General features: G+C 65.0%; 23 protein-coding genes. 12 read left to right on the forward strand and 11 right to left on the reverse strand.

All coding sequences use genetic code 11. The features are described 5' to 3' along the window. Positions 1–45: 45 nt before the first annotated feature. Complete coding sequence (gene paaK, locus EPL01_RS13905; RefSeq protein WP_135825879.1) at positions 46–1,341, forward strand: phenylacetate--CoA ligase PaaK; 1,296 nt, start codon at positions 46–48, stop codon at positions 1,339–1,341. Positions 1,342–1,625: 284 nt separating this feature from the next. Here the strand turns inward: paaK and EPL01_RS13910 are convergent, their stop codons facing one another. Continuing rightward, positions 1,626–2,327, reverse strand: coding sequence for a LiaF transmembrane domain-containing protein (locus tag EPL01_RS13910; protein WP_135825880.1), 702 nt, complete (start codon positions 2,325–2,327; stop codon positions 1,626–1,628). A 132-nt stretch (positions 2,328–2,459) separates the two neighbouring features. After that, positions 2,460–3,788, reverse strand: a complete 1,329-nt coding sequence (locus EPL01_RS13915; RefSeq protein ID WP_135825881.1) for a DUF7979 domain-containing protein — start codon at positions 3,786–3,788, stop codon at positions 2,460–2,462. Positions 3,789–4,273: 485 nt separating this feature from the next. On the opposite strand from EPL01_RS13915, the gene EPL01_RS13920 reads away from it, so the two are divergent. Then, a complete protein-coding gene (locus tag EPL01_RS13920) occupies positions 4,274–4,687 on the forward strand; it encodes a hypothetical protein (protein ID WP_135825882.1) in 414 nt (137 codons plus the stop codon). 24 nt (positions 4,688–4,711) lie between these two features. Here EPL01_RS13920 and paaI read toward each other — a convergent pair whose 3' ends face one another. Then, positions 4,712–5,110, reverse strand: a complete 399-nt coding sequence (gene paaI / locus EPL01_RS13925; RefSeq protein ID WP_135825883.1) for a hydroxyphenylacetyl-CoA thioesterase PaaI — start codon at positions 5,108–5,110, stop codon at positions 4,712–4,714. A 264-nt stretch (positions 5,111–5,374) separates the two neighbouring features. On the opposite strand from paaI, the gene EPL01_RS13930 reads away from it, so the two are divergent. The 3 genes from EPL01_RS13930 (at position 5,375) to EPL01_RS13940 (ending at position 7,189) form a co-directional block, all read left to right on the forward strand. After that, positions 5,375–5,587, forward strand: a complete 213-nt coding sequence (locus EPL01_RS13930) for a hypothetical protein (RefSeq protein WP_135825884.1) — start codon at positions 5,375–5,377, stop codon at positions 5,585–5,587. Positions 5,588–5,708: 121 nt separating this feature from the next. Then, a complete protein-coding gene (locus EPL01_RS13935) occupies positions 5,709–6,179 on the forward strand; it encodes a MaoC/PaaZ C-terminal domain-containing protein (protein ID WP_135825885.1) in 471 nt (156 codons plus the stop codon). Between the two features lie 128 nt (positions 6,180–6,307). Beyond that, positions 6,308–7,189 carry an amidohydrolase family protein gene (locus EPL01_RS13940; RefSeq protein ID WP_135825886.1) on the forward strand — a complete coding sequence of 294 codons (882 nt, stop codon included), beginning with the start codon at positions 6,308–6,310 and terminating at the stop codon, positions 7,187–7,189. Between the two features lie 115 nt (positions 7,190–7,304). Here the strand turns inward: EPL01_RS13940 and EPL01_RS22215 are convergent, their stop codons facing one another. From EPL01_RS22215 to EPL01_RS13955, 3 genes are all read right to left on the reverse strand, one after another. Then, positions 7,305–7,619, reverse strand: a complete 315-nt coding sequence (locus tag EPL01_RS22215) for a hypothetical protein (protein WP_246045702.1) — start codon at positions 7,617–7,619, stop codon at positions 7,305–7,307. A 193-nt stretch (positions 7,620–7,812) separates the two neighbouring features. After that, on the reverse strand, positions 7,813–8,199 hold the full coding sequence (locus EPL01_RS13950) for a DUF8062 family protein (RefSeq protein WP_135825888.1): 387 nt from the start codon (positions 8,197–8,199) through the stop codon (positions 7,813–7,815). Between the two features lie 61 nt (positions 8,200–8,260). Beyond that, positions 8,261–9,025: an enoyl-CoA hydratase/isomerase family protein gene (locus EPL01_RS13955; RefSeq protein WP_135825889.1), complete on the reverse strand. Its 765-nt coding sequence runs from the start codon at positions 9,023–9,025 to the stop codon at positions 8,261–8,263. Between the two features lie 111 nt (positions 9,026–9,136). Here EPL01_RS13955 and EPL01_RS13960 point away from each other — a divergent pair, with 111 nt between their 5' ends. Then, a complete protein-coding gene (locus EPL01_RS13960; protein ID WP_135825890.1) occupies positions 9,137–9,520 on the forward strand; it encodes a PaaI family thioesterase in 384 nt (127 codons plus the stop codon). A gap of 19 nt (positions 9,521–9,539) precedes the next feature. On the opposite strand, the gene EPL01_RS13965 is transcribed toward EPL01_RS13960, so the two are convergent. Both EPL01_RS13965 and EPL01_RS13970 read right to left on the reverse strand, forming a co-directional pair. Beyond that, positions 9,540–9,728: a hypothetical protein gene (locus EPL01_RS13965; RefSeq protein ID WP_135825891.1), complete on the reverse strand. Its 189-nt coding sequence runs from the start codon at positions 9,726–9,728 to the stop codon at positions 9,540–9,542. After that, a complete protein-coding gene (locus tag EPL01_RS13970; RefSeq protein WP_135825892.1) occupies positions 9,725–10,270 on the reverse strand; it encodes a hypothetical protein in 546 nt (181 codons plus the stop codon). The genes EPL01_RS13965 and EPL01_RS13970 overlap by 4 nt, the downstream gene beginning before the upstream one ends. A 226-nt stretch (positions 10,271–10,496) precedes the next feature. Between EPL01_RS13970 and EPL01_RS13975 the strand changes: the two genes are divergently transcribed. Then, positions 10,497–10,682: a hypothetical protein gene (locus tag EPL01_RS13975; RefSeq protein ID WP_135825893.1), complete on the forward strand. Its 186-nt coding sequence runs from the start codon at positions 10,497–10,499 to the stop codon at positions 10,680–10,682. A 34-nt stretch (positions 10,683–10,716) separates the two neighbouring features. On the opposite strand, the gene EPL01_RS13980 is transcribed toward EPL01_RS13975, so the two are convergent. Continuing rightward, complete coding sequence (locus EPL01_RS13980) at positions 10,717–11,358, reverse strand: helix-turn-helix domain-containing protein (protein WP_135825894.1); 642 nt, start codon at positions 11,356–11,358, stop codon at positions 10,717–10,719. Positions 11,359–11,809: 451 nt separating this feature from the next. Here EPL01_RS13980 and paaA point away from each other — a divergent pair, with 451 nt between their 5' ends. From paaA to paaE, 5 genes are read left to right on the forward strand one after another with little or no spacing between them, the layout of a single operon-like run. After that, positions 11,810–12,751 carry a 1,2-phenylacetyl-CoA epoxidase subunit PaaA gene (paaA, locus tag EPL01_RS13985; RefSeq protein ID WP_135825895.1) on the forward strand — a complete coding sequence of 314 codons (942 nt, stop codon included), beginning with the start codon at positions 11,810–11,812 and terminating at the stop codon, positions 12,749–12,751. Positions 12,752–12,753: 2 nt separating this feature from the next. Continuing rightward, entirely contained in the window at positions 12,754–13,074 is a 321-nt protein-coding gene (gene paaB, locus EPL01_RS13990; RefSeq protein WP_135825896.1) for a 1,2-phenylacetyl-CoA epoxidase subunit PaaB, read from the forward strand. Continuing rightward, on the forward strand, positions 13,074–13,946 hold the full coding sequence (paaC, locus tag EPL01_RS13995) for a 1,2-phenylacetyl-CoA epoxidase subunit PaaC (RefSeq protein WP_135825897.1): 873 nt from the start codon (positions 13,074–13,076) through the stop codon (positions 13,944–13,946). Before paaB ends, paaC begins: the two co-directional genes overlap by 1 nt. Positions 13,947–13,956: 10 nt before the next feature. Then, positions 13,957–14,484: a 1,2-phenylacetyl-CoA epoxidase subunit PaaD gene (paaD, locus tag EPL01_RS14000; protein WP_135825898.1), complete on the forward strand. Its 528-nt coding sequence runs from the start codon at positions 13,957–13,959 to the stop codon at positions 14,482–14,484. Positions 14,485–14,486: 2 nt separating this feature from the next. Then, positions 14,487–14,657, forward strand: a complete 171-nt coding sequence (paaE, locus tag EPL01_RS21745; protein WP_168215919.1) for a 1,2-phenylacetyl-CoA epoxidase subunit PaaE — start codon at positions 14,487–14,489, stop codon at positions 14,655–14,657. A gap of 673 nt (positions 14,658–15,330) precedes the next feature. On the opposite strand, the gene EPL01_RS14005 is transcribed toward paaE, so the two are convergent. Both EPL01_RS14005 and EPL01_RS14010 read right to left on the reverse strand, forming a co-directional pair. Then, on the reverse strand, positions 15,331–15,759 hold the full coding sequence (locus tag EPL01_RS14005) for a methylated-DNA--[protein]-cysteine S-methyltransferase (protein WP_135825899.1): 429 nt from the start codon (positions 15,757–15,759) through the stop codon (positions 15,331–15,333). A 285-nt stretch (positions 15,760–16,044) separates the two neighbouring features. Beyond that, entirely contained in the window at positions 16,045–16,398 is a 354-nt protein-coding gene (locus tag EPL01_RS14010; RefSeq protein ID WP_135825900.1) for an Hsp20/alpha crystallin family protein, read from the reverse strand. Positions 16,399–16,448: the final 50 nt, after the last annotated feature.

The raw sequence follows: 16,448 nt of genomic DNA on the forward strand, positions 1-16,448 counted from the left end.
GCTGACCAAAGGATTTAGACCCCCTCTTGCGAATTGTTACCTGACATGGCCTATAGTGATATCGAGACGGCCTCCCGAGACGAGATTCGGGACTTACAGAACGAGCGACTCGCCGAGACGGTAGAGTACGCCTACGAGAACGTCGATTTCTACCGCGAGGCGCTTGACGAGGCGGGGGTTTCGCCCGAGGACGTCGAATCGGTCGAGGACATCACGAAGCTTCCGTTCACGACGAAAGAAGACTTCCGCGACGAGTACCCGGACGGCCTCTTCGCGGTCGACCACGACGATATTTGCCGGATTCACGCCTCCTCCGGAACCACCGGCAAGCCGAAAATCGTGAGTTACACCGACGAGGACCTCGGCGTCTGGCGCGAGGTCATGGCCCGGTCGCTGTACGCCGCGGGCGTCCGGCCCGACCACGTCGTCCAGAACGCCTACGGCTACGGGCTGTTCACCGGGGGTCTGGGCTTCCACGACGGCGTCGAAGAACTAGGAGCCTGCGTCATCCCGACCGGCGGCGGGAACACGGCCCGCCAGCTCGACATGTTGCAGGACCTCGAAAGCGACGTGCTGGCCTGCACGCCATCCTACTGCCTCTACCTCGCGGAGGCCGCCGAGGAGCGCGGCATCGACCCGAGAGACCTCCCGCTCTCGACGGTCGTCATCGGCGCGGAACCGTTCACCGACCCGATGCGCGAGGAAATCGAGGAGGCGCTGGACGTGACCGCGGTGGACATCTACGGCCTCTCGGAGATCATCGGGCCGGGCGTCTCCATCGAGTGCGAGGAGGCCCAGAACGGCCTGCACCTCTGGGAAGACCACTTCTACCCCGAAGTCGTGGACCCACAGACCGGCGAACCCCTGCCCGAGGGCGAAGAGGGCGAACTCGTCATCACCTCGCTCACGAAGCAGGCCCTGCCCGTCTTCCGGTACCGGACCGGCGACATGACCTCGCTGCACTACGAGGAGTGCGACTGCGGCCGGACCGTCGTCCGGATGGACAACGTCACCGGGCGCACCGACGACCTCATCATCGTCCGCGGGGTCAACGTCTACCCGAGCCAAATCGAGGAGGTCATGGTGGACATCGAACACGTCGCGCCTCACTATCGCATCGACCTCTACCGGAAGGGTAACCTCGACACGATGGAACTCACCGTGGAGTACGCCGAGGACTACGAGGGCACTCACGAGGAACTGGAGCGAGACATCCGGACCAAGTTGGAGGAGACCCTGGAGGTCAAGCCCGACGAAATCGAAGTCGTCGGTCCGGGCGTCGTCGACCGCACCGAAGTCGGGAAGGTCAAGCGCGTCTTCGACCACCGCGACGAGGAGTAGCTTCGGGATTCGAAGACTGCTTTTTTTGGAGTCGGAAATACCGAGGTTCCGGTCGAAAGCTACAGAATAGCGTCTGTTTTGGTTTCGAAAGCCCCCGGCCGGGCGCGGTCGCTGAACGACATATCCGACGGACGTGGTTGCGTCGGATAGGGGTCGTTCAGACGACCACGGGTCTCCGACCCGCGCCCGCCCGGCCCCTTTCAGTCCACCCGGACTGGTGGATTTTCCACCGAGCGCAATCCGCCCGAGAGCGGACCACGTCCGACTTCGCGGCGAGAGTCCGGTCAGTCCGTCACGCTGATTTCGCCGAACGCGACGAACCCGGTCACCACGAGGTCCACCTCGTCGCGTTCCTCCTCGCGGCGCGGTCGGTCGTCCTCGGCCGCGCCGAAGACCGGAATCACGTCCACTCGGACGTTCCAGTCGCGCGGAACCACCACGTCCACGCCGCCGAACAGCGCGGTGGCCGAGACCTGCGCTGGCGAGTCGGCGACCGCGGCGTCCCGCAGGTCGAGTTCCGCGCCGCCGAAGACGGCCGTGAGGTCGGCACCCGCGAACGACTTCGAGGTGGTGCGCTTCTCGCTCCCGCCGAAGAACGCGACCGCCGAGACGTACTCGTCGGGGACCGTGTGGACCCGAGCGCGGTAGCGCGCCAGCACGACCGAGAGGCCGAAGACGATGACGAACACCGGCCAGAGGGGTGCGAGGTCGGCGAATTCGAGGACCCCGAGCGCGACGAGTTGGCTCCCGCCCGCCAGCAGGACGATGACCAGCGGCCCCGCGAGGTTGCGGAACCCGCTCGCAATCATCGCGTAGAGCGCCACGAGGACGAACAGCGACGGGACGTAGGTCAGCAGGAAGTCGGTGTCCGCGATACCGGTCGTGTCCAGCAGGAGGACGATGCCGAGGAGGACGACGAGCGCGCCGAAGACGGTCTGGCTGGTCGGCCTGCGCGCCGCTCGTCCGGATTGGGTTTCCGTTGCCATACAAATAGTACGATAGGTTTGAATATAACCCTACTTGCAGATTCTCGCCGAGAGAGAATCAGTCTCGTCGCTTCGAAATGCTGACACCGGGGCGGACCGGCCGGAGTCTGGCGACCCGATTCGGACGAACCTCTACGCGACAGAGAAGGTGACGCGGTACCGAACTGTCGAACTCCCGGCATCGTCGCCCTTCGAAGCCCTCGCCACGCCGAGCGACCCCTCGACGGCGTACTCGCCGGGCGGCAGGTCGGGGACTGCGTAGGTCTCGGCGACAGATTCGCCGGGCGCGAGCGTCGAGACCAGCGCCACGTCGCTCGCCAGTTCGACCTCGCGGCCCTCGGTCCGGACGCGGTCGCTCTCGGCGTAGGCGTCGGTCCAGAGCAGGTGGGGGTCGCGCAAGCGAGAGTCGCGGTCCGGGTTGCCCGCTGGCTCCCCGGTCGTCTCGGTCGCGCGACACCGCACCACGCCGAAGGGCCGAGGAGCGCCGCTCGAAAGTCGGCGGGCGCTGTCGCCCCGGTTGCGGGCCGCGAGCCGGAGTCGCCCGTCGCGGAACTCGGCCGCGACGGAAATCGGGGGCGACCCGCGGGATTCGACGTAACTGGTGTAGAACGTCCCGTCGAGGAGGACGTACTCGTGGGACTGGAGGGCGTCGAGGAGGCCCGAGGGCGCGCGGTCGAATCCGTGTGCACCCCGCACGCTTCCCGCCCGGCGGACGAGCGAGCGAGCTTTCTGCGAGGCCGAGTCGGCCCGCCAGACTGCGCCCCCGGCGGCCTCCGAAACGGGCACCTCGGTCGCCGAGAGTCGGAAGGGCGGTCCCGCGTCCTCGACTTCGACCGAGAAATCGAGGACCTCGCCGTGGTACCGCGCGGCGTCGAACTTCCGGAAGAAAGCCCGGAGCGCGGGCCAGACGTAGTCGAGTTCGATGCCCTCCCGGCGGGCGACGCGGAGCAGGCCGCTCATCACGTAGTCTTCTCGGGTGACGGCGCGCTCGTACTCCTCGTAGGTCGCAACCGGCCCCTCGACCTGCCCCTCGGGGACCGCCTCGGCGGTGACGCGGTGGGTCGGGAAGGTGTCGTCGAGTCGGTAGTAAGTCCCGTTGCGCTCGACGAACGGGGTCGCGCTGGCGAACGCCGCCAGCCACTCCGGCGGGTCGTCGGTCTCGTAGGCCCCGCCGATGGCGGTCGTGACGACCTCGCTCTCGCGGTCGCTCAGGTCCGAGAACGCGGTGATGCCGCCTCGCGGGTCGTCGCCGAGGTCGTTGAGTCGGACGACGTGGTCGAAGGTCTCGGCCCGGCGGACCGACAGCCTCCGGGCGTCGGTCGCGGCCATCCGGGTCGCGTCCGAGGAGTCGTCCCGAAACGCCTCCTCGGACCCTGAACCGCCGAAGACGCCGAGATAGCCGCCGGTCGCCGCGGCCGCCGTACCGACGACCGCAGCGTGGAGGAACGGGCGGCGCTTCATACTGGACGATGACACTCGGGGTTCAAAAAGACACAGGAATTTATTTCCTTAGTGGCAACTGATGCGGTCGCTGGCCGACCAACCGCCAGCGAACGCTCGACTGAGCAAGCGACGAGCAGACGCTCACCGAACAAACCACCGGCAAACGCTCGGCTGAACAAACCACCGGCAGACGCTTGGCCGAACGACCATCGTGGGCGGGATGAAGGGGCCGCCCGGTCGCGTCCACTTTAGTCGCTGTGGCGGCCCTATTCGCGGCGGGCGTTGCGGAGAGCCGCGAATATCCGCCACAGCGACCGCCGGAGGACAAACCGCGTCCTCCGAGGTCACGTTCGCTTCGCTCACGTGACCGCGAGCGGGTGGGGGCTTCAAGAAACGTTCACCATCCTGATGTTGCTCACGAAATCTGTGTCGGTGTTCCGACGCTAACGCAAATCAAGAGCAGACCGAAACAGCAATCACCCGACAGTTCGACTGCCGAATCCATGGAGCGCCGTCAGTTCCTCCGGGTCGGCCCACTCGTCGCCTCGACCGCCGTGGTGGGCACGGCGGGGTGCGTCTCGAAACTCTCCTCCCGGACGCGAGGAGCGACTGGCATCGAGGTCCACGAGTTCGAGGTCTGGAACGAGGACGACGTGGCCCACACCTTCGACGTGTCAGTATCCGTCGCTGGCGAGGAGTCGGCCTTCGAGCGCACGGTCGAACTCGGCGCTTCCTCGGAGTCCACGTTCACCCGCGAGGAGCTGTCTGGTGCGCCGGACTCCTCGGTCACAGAAGTCGAAATGGTGGTCGGCGACCAGCGCGCCCGAAAGGACCTGACGCAGTACGGCGATTCGGTCGCCACCGTGAGCTTTCGGTGCAGTCGGGAGGGCGAACTTGCGGTTATGGTCTATCCGTGAGAAGCGGGGCGGCCCCAGTTTCGCTCACCCGGGGAGGTACACCCGGCCCCGGAAGGCGGCGATTTCGTCGCCGCGCTCGTCGGTGACGGTGACCCGGTAGGAGGCGGTCCGGCCGCGCTGGTGGACGCGCTCGGCGTCGGCGGAGAGCGTCTCGCCGACCTCGACGGCCTCGAAGTAGGAGATGTTGGTCTCCAGCGCCAGCGCGGCGTCGCCCTCGGCGTTCGAGGCGGCGGCGAACGCGGCGTCCGCCAGCGAGTAAATCGCCCCGCCGTGGGGCGTCCCGTGGAAGTTCAGCAAGTCGTCGGTGACGGTCAGTTCGGTCGTCGCGGTACCCGGTCCGAGGTCGGTCAACTCGACGCCCAGTTTCTCGCAGAAGGGGTCGGACTCGATGACCTCGCGCTGCTCGTCGGAGAGTTCGTCCATGCCGGTCGTTGGCGCGACGGGTACTTATAGTCTGGATTCAGCCAGCAGATTGATTTTTAGACAATTGTTTCTGATGTCTTAATATATGTTTCGTTGTCTTTAACCGGGAGATGGCGGTGAAACGGTGTCGAGGCGACGACGATGAGATACCAGCGAGGAGTGTGACAACGCGGAGGCGATGGCGAGGAGACGCGACGTTCTGCCTACCAGTCCCAGACGTTAAATTTGGATTATCTTTATTACCTTACTGGTAGTGGCAGTCCCATGGCAGAACCAACCGACTGGAAGTCGTGGCTCGCCGCCTTGCTCCTCGGCGGAATCGGTATCGTCGCCATCGCCGTCCCGCTCGTGCAGGGGCTTCACTCACTCTGGGTCGGGTTCGGTCTCACCGTGGGTGCGCTGTTCGTAGCGGGCGCGATTGGTCTCCTCTCGCCGACGCTGTCCGGCGAGTTCCCGCCGCTCCGTCGCGGCGGGTGACCCGGGGTCGAAGACGAGACTTCCGCGTCGAAGACAGAACCCCCGTCGAGGAGGAACCGATGGCGGCAACCTCGCCGGAGATACCATAGAATTTTATCGCCGACGAGCGAAGCCTCGAAATATGCCGTACAGCTACACGCCCCACCACTTCGAGGACTTCGAAGAGGGACAGACCTTCGAGAGCGTCGGTCGCACCGTCACCGAGTACGACTTCGTGATGCACTCGGCGTTCTCGGGCGACTGGACCGAACTCCACACCAACAAGGAGTACGCCGACGACGAGTACTTCGGCGAGCGCGTGGCCCACGGCCCGATGACGTTCGTCCTCGCCACCGGGTTCGTCTACCGCACCGGCATTCTGGAGCGCACCGTGCTGGCCTTCCTCGGGATGAACTACATGGACATCCCGAACCCGGTCCACATGGACGACACCATCAGCCTCGACATGGAAGTCGTGGAGACGAAGGACATTTCGAGTCGGGACGACGCCGGACTCGTCGTCATCGACACCACGATGACGAATCAGGAGGACACCGTCGTCTTCGAAGGGGACATGAAGTTCCTCATCAAGAAGGAAGAAGCGAGCGAGTAATCCGGTCGTAATCTCTTCCGGCTGTTTTTCGGGGGACTCGTCGGCTGAGGGGTCGTAATTCGCGTCTCGGTCCCCTCGGATAATCCCTCTTCGCACGATTTTTCACCGTACTCCCCGAAAGCCTCTCCATGGTAAAACTCGACGTCGTGAGAGACCACCCCGACGACTACCCCATCATCGACACCCACTGCCACCAGCCGACCGAGGAGTTCCTCGAGAAGGCGGGCGGCCAGATGATGAAGGACGCCGCCAACAAGTTCGGCGCGAAGATGGAGTCCGACACCTACGACAACCTCGTCGAGGAGTACCACGAGGCCGGAATCGGCAAGGCCGTCCTGCTGGGGTGGAACGCCGAGACCAACACCGGCAACCCGCCGGTGCCCAACGACTACGTGGCCGAGGTCCGCGACCAGTACGACGACTTCTTCGTCGGGTTCGCCAGCGTGGACCCGCTGAAGGACGACTGCGCGCAGGAGGCCGAGCGCGCCGTGAAGGACCTCGGTCTCTCCGGGTTCAAGTTCCAGCAAATCGCGCAGGGCTTCGACCCGAGCGACCCCGAACACGACGAACTGTGGGCCACCATCGAGGACCTCGGCGTGCCGGTGGTCTTCCACGGCGGGAACTCCACTCTCGGCGCTGGCGCGCCCGGCGGACGCGGCCTCAAAATCAAGTACGGGAATCCGATGCTCATCGACGACGTGGCGGCGGAGTATCCCGACCTCCAGATTCTCCTCGCGCACCCGGCCTTCCCGTGGGAGAAAGAGCAACTCGCCATCTGCCAGCAGAAGGGTAACGTCTACATGGACCTCTCCGGTTGGATGCCCCGGTACATCGACGACCAGGTGCTTCACTACGCCAAGACGCTCCTGAAGGACAAGGTCATGTTCGGCACGGACTACCCGATGATCGACCCTGCGCCGTGGCTGGAGCAGTTCGAGGAACTCGACTTCCCCGAGGAGGTCCAGCGCAAGATTCTCTGGGAGAACGCAGAGGAGTTCCTCGGCCTGTAATCGCGGCGACGGAGAAGCGACCTCTAGCGCCTCACCGATTACCCGTTGCGCTTGGTCTGGCGCGCCGGTTTCGCGCGATTTCGAAAAGAATTACCGGTCGAGAGCGACTGGCGGATTACTCTTCGCAGACGGGGTCGGTCAGGCCGCAGTCGTCCTGCGTGCCCACGCTCGCCGTAATCGGACCGTCGGCGGTAATCGGACCCTTGGCCGTGATGGGCGCGTCGGCCGTAATCGGGCCGTCAGTCGTAATCGGTCCATCGGCCGTGATGGGACCGTCCGCAGTTATCGGGTCTTCCGCCCACGGCGAGACCATCTGCGTGCCCTCTCCGACGTCTTCACACCAACCGGACGTGCCGATGGCGTTGGTCGAACCGTCGTCGGAACAGGCCGCCGCGGGCGAAGCGGCGAACCCGAGTGCCAGTGCGAACATCGTACCTACCAGAAGGAATTGCGTCGTGCGTCTCATGGATTGTTTCACGCGTGCTAGCTTTTAGCACGCAGCTTTCTATTGAATTAATATATAAATAAACCTTATTGCAGAACGGATAAATACGGGAACCGACGCGGAGACAATTCGGCTCTCGCCGGGAGCGGCGGGCGGCCCGGAAAAGAAAACCGTTCGACTACTCCGGTTCGACGACGGTCGTCTCGTCGCCCCGCGCGTGGCGAATCTCGACTTCGTGGCGCGTGTGGCGGGCGTGGGTCTCGGCCCACCGGGTCGCGGCGTCGCTGGCGAGTCGCTCGGCCTCTTCCGGGCAGTTGCGGCACTTCGCGCGCCACGTCCGGATTTCGTCCGGGAAGTGGCCGGTGTGGCGCTCGTGGTCGAGCGCGAACTGTTCGACCGCGTGGCTGCCGACGCCCAAGTTCTCGAACTCGCGGGCGAGGTCCCACGTCTGGTCGCACCGCTGGCAGGTGACTGTCGGGGCCTCCTCGGGGTCGAACTCCTCGGTCGGAAAGCCGTCGCCGGTCGAAAAATCGTCGGTCGGAGAGTCGTCGTCTGGGTCGGACACGCCGGTTCGTAGCGCGCCCGTCGTCTTGAGTCTGTCACTTGGACGGGGCGAGACTTCCACCTCACTCGAACTCGGGGTCTCGACCCTCCAAGAAGGCCGCGACGCCCTCTTTGTGTTCGGGGGTGTCGTAGGCCAGCGACTGGACGTGGTTCTCGTAATCGAGGCCGTCGCGCCACCCCTGACCCATGTTCTGATGGATGGCGCGCTTGGCGAGACCGATGGTCTTGGTCGGGCGCTTTCGCAGGGTGTCCAGCAGGTCCGAGACGGCCGAATCGAGTTCGTCCTCGGGGTGGACCTCGTTTATCAGTCCCATCTCGGCGGCTTCCGCCGCGCCGAAGAATTCCCCGGTGAACGCGAGGCGCTTGGCGGTCCGGAGGCCGACGAGACGGGGCAGGAGGACCGACCCGCCGGTGTCGGGAATCAGGCCGACCCGGACGAACGCGCAACTGAACGTCGCCGTCTCGGCGGCGTAGGCGAAGTCGCTGACCGCGGTGACCGCCAGCCCCGCGCCGACCGCGTCGCCGTTGACCTTGGCCACGATTGGCACGTCCGAGGCGAGGGCTTCCTCCACGAGTTTGCCGAAGGTCTCGGTGACGCGCTCGTAGGCCTGCTCGGTGTTCTCCTCGCGCTCGGCCATCGACTGGATGTCCCCGCCCGCGCTGAAGGCGTCGCCCTCGCCCGTCAGGACGATTGCGTCGTGTTCTTTGGGGTCGGCCTCGGCGAAGACCTCGGCCAGTTCCGCGGCGAGTTCCGGCGTGAACGCGTTCATGACCTCGGGGCGGTCGAACGTGACGGTGCGAACGCCGTCGTCGTCGGTGATTTCCATACGCCCACGGTTTCGGGCTATCGGGATAAGACTACCTGACTGGTCGAACTACCGGGCACGTCGCTCCCCGAAGAAGTATCCTTAAGCCGCTTCCCGCCACAAATCCCGGGCATGGACGTAGAGAACTTCTTCGAGGAGATGCCGTTCGCCGACCTGCTCGGCGTGGAAGTGACCGAAGTCGAGGACGGCCACGCCGAGGGCGAGTTGGAGATGCGCGAGGAGCTATCGTGGAACGCCGACCACATGATGGCCCACGGCGGGGTCACGTTCACCCTCGCGGACACGGTCGGCGGCGCGGCGCTGGTCTCGCTGGTAGACCAGCCGGTCCCGACCATCGACATGCGAATCGACTACCTCGAAGCCGGGACCGGCGACCTGCGCGCGGAGGCCGACGTAGTCCGGTGCGGGAGCGACGTGGGCGTCGTGGACGTGGACGTGTTCGCGGAGGACGGCACGCAAGTCGCCGACGCTCGCGGCGTTTACAAGACGGGATAGTTCGCTTCGCGGAGCGCGTTTACCCTTCGAGCGCCCGCGAGACGACGTTTCCGACCAGCAGGAGTATCGCGGCACCGCCAGCGACGAAGCCGACGGTTCCCTGACCGAGCGCGACCACCGCCAGCAGGAGAGCGATGAGTTCGAGCGTCTGGTGGATGTAGGTGAGTCGGCGAGCAATCTCTGAATCGGTCGTGTCGAGGTCGGTCACGATTCGGCCTCCGTCGTCTCGCTCGGCGGTCCCTCGTTCAAATCGCCGATTCGTCGGTCGCCCGCGGCCTGCGGTCGGTTGCCACCGCCGCCGAAACCGCCGAACTCGGTCCCGCACTCGGTGTGGGAGAACTCCAGCAGGGGGTCGCTGACCCGAATCGTGCCGGTCCAGTAGCCGTCGTCGTTGGGATGGTCGCCCTCGGCACAGCTTCGGGGCTTCCACGTCCACGACTGCCACTGCTCGTAGGCCGGGTCGTCGTGGTGGAGTTTGGCCCAGATTTCGTAGGTGCCCCACGCGAAGCCGTCATCGAGGTGGACCGCGGTGCTGGTCGGAACCCGGAACCGGCCGCCGCGGACCCGCCCGCCGTCGTGGGTCACCGCGAGCGAGACGACGCGCTCGGTGCCGGAGTGAGGAGCGAGGGCCAGAAAGTCGCGCTTCGTGTCGTCTCTCCCGCGGTCGTTGCCGCCGAGACAGCCAGCGGAGCCGACGACCGCGAGGCCCGCGGCCGAGCGGAGGACGCTTCGTCGTGTCGGAGCGGTCATATTTTAGCGGATTTCGAGCCACGGGTATCTGTTTTTGGGTTCGGTGAGTTCGTTCTCCGGGAGGCACTCGACAATCCGAGCCTTACTTAGGAATGTTTAGAAATCATTTCTATTTTCTTAGAATAGGTATTTATTTCTTTCGTGACTCGTTGTTTCCGGAACCTACTTTCGGTCGCCCCGACACGACTCGCGCACGGACGACGCCCTCCAGAAACGCCTCGACGCGGTGGTCGGACTGCTCGCGGTCATCGCGGTTCTCCTCGTCGTCATCGTCGTCCGCCTCGGCGGCGGCGAACTGTTGCCGAAGGTACTGATAGTCGGACTGCTCCTCGGATTGGTGGTGCAGGCCATACGCTGGACCGACCCCGACCGAGTGGCCGACGACCAGTCGAGCGACCGCGGACCGAACTGATAGCGCTTTTCCCGAACAGAACCGACCGCTGTTCTCACCCGAACACCTGCGCGAACAGCGTGGCCTGCCCACGGTGCAAGCGTTCCAGAAACGCCGACTTGCTGATTCCCAGCTCGTCCGCGACCTCCGAGGCGGTCGCGCCTCGCGGGACCGCGAAGTACCCCATCTCCAGCGCGGTCCGGAGCGCGACCTCCTGGGCGGGGGTCACGTCCCACCGCTGGGCGACCGCCTCGTCGTCCTCGCTCCCGAGCGGGAACACCCGCTCCAGCGACACGCCGACGGTCTCGGCCGCGGCGGCGAGGACGCCCTGTAACACGTCGTGGCCGACCACCGCTCCGGTGTAGCGCTCGACGCCCTTCCGGTACTGGAGCGTCTCGGCCATGAACCCCGCGTCGGTCAGTTCGTGGACCACGCAGGGGTGTTTCGACAGGCACCGGAAGTTGGTCCTGTTGTCGGTCCGCGAGACGTGGAGGTAGCGAATCCGGTCGTCGGAATCGAGGAGCCTCGCAATTTCACCGGCCTCCTCGCCCGCGGAGAACCGCAGGAGCGCGTTGTCGTCCGAGCGGAGTTGCGGGGGTCGGGCGTCGATGGTCGCGCCGGTCTCGCGGGAGACCTCGGCGAGCGGGCAGTCGTCGCCCGTGACGCTGAACTCCACGACGAGGCATTCGTCTATCATGAGTTCGTTTCGTCCTCTGAGTCAGTCGTTGAGTCCGAACTGCTGGGATTTCCGCGAAGAAGGGTTAGAAAGCCCCCGCCGAGTCGCGGTCGCTCCGCCGGATATTCCGCGCGCAGAACTGCGCGCGGAATAGGGCCGCCGGAGACGACTGAAGCGAACGCGACTCGGCGGCCCCTTTCATTCCACCCAGACATGACGGGTGTTGCACCGGGCTTTCGCGGTGGTTTGGTGAGTTCTCGCAGAACTGTTCGACAGTCGGCGGGGCTTTCAGTCGGACTGTCGGCGCGGCGTTTCGGCGAACAGTCGGGGTCGCTCGTCGGGGGACGGTCGGCCGGGCCTCGGCGAGCGGATTTCGGCCTGTCGGGCATGCTAGAGAGTTGGTCTTGATGGTATTTAAACCCCGTCTATGAACGGGTTAATGGGTTTGGTGGTCGGGGTCTAGAATGGGAGTATGGACATCGAAGAGGTCAAACAGCGCGCCGGACCGCGCGAGTTCAGTCCGAAGGACGACCTTCCGGAGAAGTACCGGAAGGCCGCCACCCGGATGATACAGTTCCACGCCAACAGCGAAATCATGGGGGCGTACCTCGAACGTCCCTTCATCCGAGAGGCCCCCAGCCTCGACCGAAAGCTGGCGTTCTCCGCGAAGGTGCAGGACGAAATCGGCCACGGGCAACTGCTGTACCGGGCCGCCGAGTCGCTCGGCATCAAGGACCGCGAGCAGATGCTCGACGAGCTCGCCAACGGCGAAGGCAAGTTCCTCAACTGCTTCCACTACCCGATGGACTCGTGGGTCGAGACGCCGATGATCGCATTCTTCGTGGACGGCGCGGCGATGCGCCGACAGGCCACGCTCAAGCAGTCCAGTTGGGAACCCTACGCCCACGCGATGGACAAGGTCTGTTTCGAGGAGGGCTTCCACGTCAAGCACGGCGAGGCCATCCTCTACGAACTCATGACCGGCTCGAAGAGCGAACAGGAGCGCACCCAAGCGGCCTTCGAGAAGTGGTGGCCCCGAATCATCCAGTTCTTCGGGCCGACCGACGACAAGTCCACCCACCACGACTTCTCGGCGGACGTGGGTCTGAAGACGATGACCAACGACGAACTCCGCAACGCCTTCCTCAACGCCTACATCCCGAAGGCCGAGAAGTACGGCCTCGAAATCCCCGACACGCCGCGCATCCGCGAGAACGACGACGGCACCTACGAGGTCGAGGAGGACGACCTCGACTGGGACGAGTTCTTCACCATCGCCAAGAACGACGCGCCAGGGAGCCACGAGCAAATCGGCAAGCGCAACCGCACTCAGGAGGCGGTCGAGTGGGTTCGCAACAGCATGGACGGCTGGGAATCGAAGAGCGCGGGCAAGACCCCACAGGCGGCTGACTAACCATGATTTGGGAAGTATTCCGGCAGGAGCAGGCGGGAGACTACCACACCCACTGCGGCAACGTTCACGCACCGGACCGCGAGATGGCGCTGCTGTTCGCCGAGATTCAGCACGGGCGGCGCAAGCCGACCAACAGCCTCTGGGTCGCGCCCCAGGAGGAAATCGGCGAAGTAGACACCGAGGACGCCGAGTTCGGCGGCACGACCGACAAGTCCTACCGGTGGGCACAGACCTACAGCTTCGAGGCCGCGGCCGAGGAGGTCGCCGAGTCCGAGAACGAGCAGGTGCAGGCAGAGGCCGAGCGCCAGCGAGGTGACGACTGATGGCGAGCGCAGAGCAACTCGCCGGACCCGACGAACTCTCCGAGGAGGAGCAGGAGGCCGTCGAGACCCTGCTGTTCCGCCTCGCCGACGACGAGTTCGTCGTCGCCGAGCGCTACACCGAGTGGCAGGTCCGCGCGCCGACCCTCGAATCCGACCTCGCGCTGGCGAATATCGCGCAGGACGAACTCGGTCACGCACGCCTCTGGTACGACCTGCTTCAGGACTTCGGGCCGGACGAACCGGACCTCATCTGGGAGCGCCCCGCGGGCGAGTGGCGTCACAGCACGCTCACCGAACTCCCCTTCGACGAGGGCGACTGGGCCGACCCCATCCTGCGGTCGTACCTCTACGACGTCGCCGAGGAGATTCGCTTGGAGGCGCTCGTGGATTCGTCGTACGCCCGGATTCGGGACCGCGTCGGCAAGATTCAGGGCGAGGAGGACTACCACCGCGAACACGCCGAGAACTGGCTCGAACGACTCACCGACGACGACGAGGGCACGCGGCGCGTCCAGCAGGCGCTCGACAAGCTCCTGCCCTACGCGCTGACCATCTTCGCCCCCGCCGACGAGGAAATCGAGGCGCGAATCGACGAGTTGGGTCTCCGGACGATGTCGCTGGCCGACATGCGCGAGGAGTGGCTCGACACCGTCGTCCCGTACCTCGAAGGACTCGGCCTCTCGGTGGACGAGGCCGAACTGCCCGAGCAGTACGACACTCACCACGAGGGTCTCGAACTGCCCGACGAACTCGGCCGCGACCAGAGCCACACCGACGACTGGGACGACCTCTACGACGAGTTCACCAACACGTACCGCGACCTCGACCGGTCCGAGGCGACCCGCATCATGAAAGACCCCGACGAGGAGTAACTGAACCCTAATGTCAAGTGAACTGCCCTACGACCCCGAGATTCCGGACCTCCGCGAGAAAGACCCCGAGGACCTGTCCCCCGAGGAGATTCCGGGGACCGGCCCAATCCCCGGTCTGGACGACGACTGCGACGACCCGGCGCTCTGCGCGTACACCGAGTACGTCGAGGGCGAGGAAGTCGAGGACATGCCCGCGACCGGCGAGGGTGCGGAGGGCATCGAGGCCGACGTGTGGGACGCCCTCTACGGCGTCGAGGACCCCGAGATGCCCGTCTCCATCGTGGACCTCGGTCTCATCTACGGCGTCGAAGTGACCGAGAGAGTGGACGAGGGCCACCACGCCGAGGTGCTGATGACGCTGACCTACTCGGGGTGTCCCGCCCGCGACATGCTGACCGACGAGGTCGAGCGCGAAGTCGCGGGCGTCGAGGGCATCGAGTCGGTGGACCTGCGACTCGTCTGGAGTCCCGAGTGGTCCATCGAGATGGTGACCGAGCAGGGCAGAGAAGACCTGAACGACTTCGGACTGAGTGTCTGACCATGAACCGACGACCAGACCCCAGCGTCGAGACCTCGGGCGACGACAGCGGGGCCGAGTGCCCCTACTGCGGTTCGACCGAGACCGAGCGCGAGCATCCGAAGGGGCCGTCGCTCTGCCGGTCGATGCACTACTGCAACGACTGCGAGCAACCCTTCGAGAAGTTCGAGTAGTCGTCGCGCGGTCGTTCGCTGAGACCGCGGCACGGTCCGACCGACTCTCGATTTCGAGTCGAGCGGTGCGAAGAGCGGACAAATAACAACGTTTTTTAGATAACGAATTTCCTATTCTTCAGAACGAGATAAGATTCCATTATCGGCGAAATGGCCGGGATAACAGCGCCGCGGAATCCACTAGATTTCGGTAATTCTACAGGCGGAGCAGGCCGAGTGCCTCGGGGCTTGACCCCGAGGCGGTTCACCAGTCTAGTAGCGTCAAACGGGTGACCTTCGAAAGGAGGGAATGGAACTCGATGGCATCGGTACCGCGTTGGATGGCAGGAACGCGGGTCACGGATGACAGGCGGGTGGGCGGCACGGTCATGGGCCATGTCGCGGCGCAACCGGACGCAACCGCAGTTAACTCATTTAGTAGTACCTAGTTAGTTGTTATGGCCGTAATCCGAGAGATTAAGCCCGTCTGAGCGGGGCCACCACCCTCTTGTCCGACTCTCCGCTAGTCGCGTCCGTGTCCGGCAACCGACCCTCGGAAGACCAACTCCGGCGCGGCATGACCGTCGAAATCGACCAGTCGAACGCCGACAACGACGAACTGATCCGCGGCGACATCAGGCAGGTCCTCGACGAGGACGAAACGCCCCAAGGCGTGAAAGTCGGGCGCGACCGGCTACGTCGAGCGCGTCGTCGCCGACTGACCGCGACTCGACGTCGCTACCGCACCTTCGAGTTCCAGCAACTCCCTTTTGAGCGCCGTTCCGTCGCCCGCCGAGTAGCCGCCCAGCGAGTCCGCGCCGACGACGCGGTGGCAGGGCACGACCAGCGGGACCGGATTCTCGCCGCAGGCCCGCCCGACCGCGACCGGCGCGGTGTCGAGCGCGGCCGCAATCTCGCCGTAGGTCCGCGTCTCGCCGTAGGGAATCTTCTGCATCTCGGCCATGACCTCGCCAGCGAACCCCTCGACGGGGTCCACCGGCAAGTCGAACGCTCGGCGCTCGCCCGCGACGTACTCGGCGACCTGCTCACGGATTTCCGCCTCCGAGGCCGCGACGTGGCTGGCGTCGAGTTCGACTGTCCGCCCGAAGACTTCGACGTTCATCGCGCGGAGAGAGGTAAGGCAGGTGCTTCTACGTTCGGGTTAGGGTATCTAGATTAGCACTCCTCCAACTGGTTTCGCCGAGTGGGGCAATCCACGTTCCTCGGCGGACTGAAAGGGCGAGCGGGGTTCGCGTACAATCAGTCGCCTGCGCGGCCCCTATCCGACGCGCGCAGTTCTGCGCACGTCGGATATGTCTCGCTAGCGACCGTGAACCGCGCGAGGGCTTTCGAAGCCTCTATCGCTGTTTTCGTGGTCCAACTAAGCACTCTCTAAACATGCACCGGCCTACTTCACCTCGACCGACCGGTGGCGCTCGTACTTCGGCAGGGTAACGCGAAGTTGCCCGTTCAGGTACTCGGCGTCGATGCGCTTCTCGTTCACTCGCTCGGGCAGTCGAATCGTCCGGCTGATGGGACCGTGTTCGCGCGCTCTTCGGACGAAACTCCCCGGTTCCCCCTCGACTCCGTCGGGGTCCACGACGATTTGAACGCGACTCTTGCGCACTCGCAGGTCGATGTCCTGCTTGCGGACGCCGGGCAGGTCGGCGGTCACGACGTACTCGTCGTGTCGGTCGGCAACGTCCACCGGGATGGTGGGCTTCGGTCGAGTGTCGCTTGGCCGTCGTTTTTTGGGTGCCATTCGGTGTCTCCCCCGTCACTCTGGGCGACGGCGAGTGGGTTAAACGCTCG

Source organism: Halorussus ruber, from assembly GCF_004765785.1.
GTDB classification, from domain to species: domain Archaea; phylum Halobacteriota; class Halobacteria; order Halobacteriales; family Haladaptataceae; genus Halorussus; species Halorussus ruber.